Origin of the sequence: Phormidium sp. CCY1219 (genome assembly GCF_035615515.1) — a bacterium.
In the GTDB taxonomy this organism is placed as follows: Bacteria; Cyanobacteriota; Cyanobacteriia; order Cyanobacteriales; family Laspinemataceae; genus CCY1219.
On record NZ_JAJENT010000174.1, the window covers coordinates 1 to 4,097 of the forward strand.

Consider the following 4,097-nt stretch of genomic DNA (forward strand, 5'->3'; position numbering starts at 1 on the left):
GGCTAAAGCCGCAAGTTCGTTTTTCCTCCCCCGGCTAAAGCACGGGGGTTTCCAAACGTATCGGAGGTTATCATGATTCGCGACTTATTCATCAATGCTTCGTTGTCTCAGCAAATCAGTCATCACGATTGGAAACTGCTCCATAGCCTTTCCGAATCTTCTTTATCCTCAGAAGAGAGGCGAATGATCAAGCGGCTGATCCATAGCGTCAAACGCGGGTGGTTTCAGGTGTTAGCTTAATCTTTCCCCGCTACCCGATCGCGGTTCTCGCCCATATCCAATGGCAGAGAATGGCCGCAAAAGGGGAAAGATTGCCTGAGCCACGGGGCAACTCGCCTATCTTTCGATAAATTCAATTAATGATTGCAATAAGCCCTCGAGGGTATATTCCTTCGCTTCTACATCCACTTTTGAGAGTAATTCATTGCAGGTAATAGAAGTTTGAGGTCCAATTGAGGCAATACAAATTCCTTCTAATAAGCTTTGCCACGGTGAATTCGCTTCGCCGTCTGGAAAGCAAGCGTTATGCTGACGTTCGATTAATTTACAGAAATTTTTCACGGTTTTAGAACTGGCGAAGGTAATCGCATCAACGCGCCGATTTTTCAGCGCTTCCCACGCTACAGGGGCGATCGCTTTCGGACAACCCGACTCGTAAGCAGGCACCTCTTCAACTATTGCCCCTTGGCGGGTCAGTTCCCCCACCAGCACCTCTCGCCCGCCAGTTTCTACGCGCGGAAACAGAAGTTTTTTCCCGGATACATCTTCGGGAAAGTCCGCCACCAGGGAATCGGCGACGAAGTTGGGGGGAATAAAGTCCGGTTTTATGCAATAGGTTTTCAAGGTGGCGGCGGTTTTTTTGCCAACGACGGCAATTTTAATTCCCGCAAGCGCCCGGGTATCTTTGCCATTGGCAAGCAGGCGATCGCAGAAATAGCGCACGCCATTGGCAGAGGTCAAGACTAACCAATCAAATTCCTCTAGGGCGGCGATCGCGCGATCGAGCGGTTCCCAACTCGACGGGGGGCCAATTTCCAACGCCGGCATTTCGATCGCCGTTGCACCTGCATTTTCCAACATGGTGGTGAAGGTGCTGGATTGACCCGAAGATCGCGTCACTAAAATCGTTTGACCCGATAGGGGCAATTGAGAATTCTCATTTGGGGATTGCAAATTGCTAACTGAGGTTTCAGGCATAGAATCGGAAATTACAGAGGGCACGAATCGGTTTGCATTGTCTGCTAGTGTACGCTGTTTTTGCAGGTGGGGAACTTGCAAATAGTGGCGCAAACGCACCACATCGCCGATGGCGATAATCGCCGGCGAGAGGGTTTCTCCCCGGGTGCGATCGAGAATATCCGCCAGAGTGCCAGTCCACACCTGTTGGCGATCGCTTCCGCAGGCGCGCAGGATGGCGATCGGGGTCTGCGCCGACTTGCCGTGGCGCTGCAATTGCCATAAAATTTCCGGCAGTTTGCGCGTCCCCATCAAAATCACCAACGTGGGCATCGGCGTCAGATTTTCCCAGTCCAACTCATCGGGTTGGTGTCCGCTTAACACGGTAAAATACCGACTCAGCACCGGATCCGTCAGCGGAATCCCCGCCAGCAACGGCGCGGCTAATGCAGAAGAAATCCCGGGAATCACATCAAACGGACAATTCTGCGCTTTCAACGCTTCAATTTCCGCCGTACAACGACCAAAAATAAACGGATCTCCGCTTTTCAAGCGCACCACTCGCTTTCCTTCCCGGCATTTGTTCACCAATAATCGATTGATATCTGCCTGTTCCCAACTGGGTTTTCCCCCGCGTTTGCCCACCTGGATCTGCTCGCAACTCGCCGGTGTGAGTTGCAGCAGTTGCTCGTCTACTAGGGCGTCATAAATTAAAACATCCGCTTGCGCCACTCTCTGTTGCGCTTCTACGGTAAGATAGGCTACATCCCCCGGTCCGGCTCCCACTAAGTAAACTTGTCCCATTGTTTCGCTTTCCATTGCTCCACTCCTATCACCTGGGAAAATTTCTCATCCCGTTTTTTCATCCTTTATTATAAAAATCAACGATCGGGATTATAACTCGTTTTGCGCCTCGCACCGGGGCAATTATTGTCACAGTAGTAGAGACGCGATTAATCACGTCTCTACAGGGAAGCTACGCCTCGCACAGAGCGTTTCCGCGAGGCTGGAAACGATTCAAAATGAGTCAAAAAATCTTCCGAAAAGTGGCCAAAAAAACGCTATAGTAGTTTCTATTCGGAGTTGTTTGTATTTTGCCAATCCTAGCCGATGTCGAGCCAGCCGCAAACCATTTCTCTGCTGTGTCCCTCTTGGGGACGCCCGGAAAAAGCGCTTCGCTTGTGCCTGAGCGCGTTAAATACAGCAGCTAAACCCAAACGAGTGGAAATGCTGTTTTATGTGGATGAAGACGATCCGAAACAGGCGGAGTATTTGAATTTGTTTAAAGCCCACAAGCGAGAATTCGATGCATTTCGGCGCTGTGGTTTTATTATTGGAGAAGCGATCGGGATTTCCAAAGCGTGGAACGAATTGGCGCGTCGTTGTGACGGCAATTTATTGATTATGTCCGCCGACGACCAAACCTATAATGATTTTGGCTGGGACGATCGCCTGGATGTGGAAACCCAAGCTTATCCCGATGAAATCTTTTGCATGTGGTTTAATGAGGGACATTGGGGCGGACAACTTTGTACCTTTCCGATTGTGTCGCGCAAATGGTGCCAAACTTTGGGCTATTTTACTACAGGTTTGTTTGAATGTCTTTACGATGATATGTGGATTTGGGAGTTGGCGAAACGAGTGGGTCGCTTGCACTACATTCCAGATATTTTAACCGAACACCTTCACTGGGGATACGGTAAAGCGGCGATCGACGCGACCTATGCTAAAAAACAAGTGACGCGCGATCGCCAATTAAAACCCGCCGTTTATCGCGATATGGATTTATATTGTCGCACGATTCCCTATCGCGAAACCGACGCCCGACGACTGGCGGCGGTGATGGAAGGGGAGGTGAAGTTACAACCGGTGGATTGCATGGTTCCCGGCAAATCTAGCATTTTCGATCGCCGAGAACCCCGCTAACTGGAAACTCCTATGTTCTGGCAAAAACCAGATTAAATACATAGGGGGAATTGTAATAGCGATCGGGAGATAATTTAACCAGATGCGGCGCTTCATTTCTCAGTAAATAAGGCGTATATCCCATCGCGCCCATCAACTCCCGCAGTTGCGTTTCGCTGGTGCCCATTTTCTGCAAAGCAAAGCGATTGATTTCGCAAATCACATAGGGAACCCCCGACCGAAACAGGGTATTTTCCGCACCTTGGAGGATTTGATATTCCGCTCCTTCCGCATCGATTTTAATCAACTTTAAAGAGTTTAGCGGCTTGTCTTTTAACAAGTCGTCCAGAGTGGACATTTGCAGGGTTTCGGTTTGGGGGTTGAGGCGGCTTTTTTTGTTGATTTTATGCAATCCCACATCCCACAACGCATGCCCACCGTCATTATCGGCATTGATAAAAAATTCCACCGCTTTGTTTTCTCCCCCCAAAACCGTGGGAAAAATTTCGATATTTTCTAACTGGTTGGCAGCGATATGATGGCGAATCCAATTAATATTAATGGCGTTGGGTTCGACGCTGAAAACTTGGCCGTTTTCTCCTACTAAGAGGGCAGCAATGAGGGAATAATAGCCAATATGGGCACCGATATCGATGAAGGTATCCCCGGGAGTTAAAACTCGCTGTAACAATTTGGTTTCGGCGGGTTCGTAGAATTGCCCCTGGGAAAAATAACTCCACATGATTTTTTGGCTGAATTGTTCGATGTCCAGGTAAAGTTTCACGAGGCGATAGGTATCGTTTAAGCGAACTTTGAGCTGGATGAGTTTGGCGGTGGGGATTGGGGTTTGAGTGGCGATCGAATTTGGCATGGTTGTCTGGTTTGGAGTTAGGAAAGGGTTAAGGCGGGGGATTAAAATCGCGCCTAGGCAAGGATATAATATCAGGGGGCGATTAAAATCGCGCCTAGGCGAGCAAAGTCCGCCTGCGCGGAGTATTTTTTGAGCATTATTCCGT

At 49.2% G+C, this 4,097-nt stretch carries 4 protein-coding genes; 2 read left to right on the forward strand and 2 right to left on the reverse strand.

The genetic code is table 11. The annotated features are described in order from the left end of the window. Positions 1-72: 72 nt before the first annotated feature. On the forward strand, positions 73-240 hold the full coding sequence (locus LKK83_RS01025; RefSeq protein WP_324628870.1) for a hypothetical protein: 168 nt from the start codon (positions 73-75) through the stop codon (positions 238-240). Positions 241-336: 96 nt separating this feature from the next. Here the strand turns inward: LKK83_RS01025 and cobA are convergent, their stop codons facing one another. Further along, positions 337-1,995: a uroporphyrinogen-III C-methyltransferase gene (gene cobA, locus LKK83_RS01030; protein ID WP_324628871.1), complete on the reverse strand. Its 1,659-nt coding sequence runs from the start codon at positions 1,993-1,995 to the stop codon at positions 337-339. A 291-nt stretch (positions 1,996-2,286) separates the two neighbouring features. Between cobA and LKK83_RS01035 the strand changes: the two genes are divergently transcribed. Continuing rightward, the gene (locus LKK83_RS01035; protein ID WP_324628873.1) at positions 2,287-3,102 is read left to right on the forward strand and encodes a glycosyltransferase family 2 protein; all 816 of its coding nucleotides are present in this window, start codon (positions 2,287-2,289) and stop codon (positions 3,100-3,102) included. Positions 3,103-3,112: 10 nt separating this feature from the next. Here LKK83_RS01035 and LKK83_RS01040 read toward each other — a convergent pair whose 3' ends face one another. Continuing rightward, on the reverse strand, positions 3,113-3,952 hold the full coding sequence (locus LKK83_RS01040; protein ID WP_324628874.1) for an FkbM family methyltransferase: 840 nt from the start codon (positions 3,950-3,952) through the stop codon (positions 3,113-3,115). Positions 3,953-4,097 lie beyond the last annotated feature (145 nt).

Excerpts from the sequence above, each read along its gene's own strand:
- LKK83_RS01025 (WP_324628870.1), top strand. The coding sequence starts at position 73 with ATGATTCGCGACTTATTCATCAATGCTTCGTTGTCTCAGCAAATCAGT.
- cobA (WP_324628871.1), bottom strand. The coding sequence starts at position 1,995 with ATGGAAAGCGAAACAATGGGACAAGTTTACTTAGTGGGAGCCGGACCG.
- LKK83_RS01035 (WP_324628873.1), top strand. The coding sequence starts at position 2,287 with ATGTCGAGCCAGCCGCAAACCATTTCTCTGCTGTGTCCCTCTTGGGGA.
- LKK83_RS01040 (WP_324628874.1), bottom strand. The coding sequence starts at position 3,952 with ATGCCAAATTCGATCGCCACTCAAACCCCAATCCCCACCGCCAAACTC.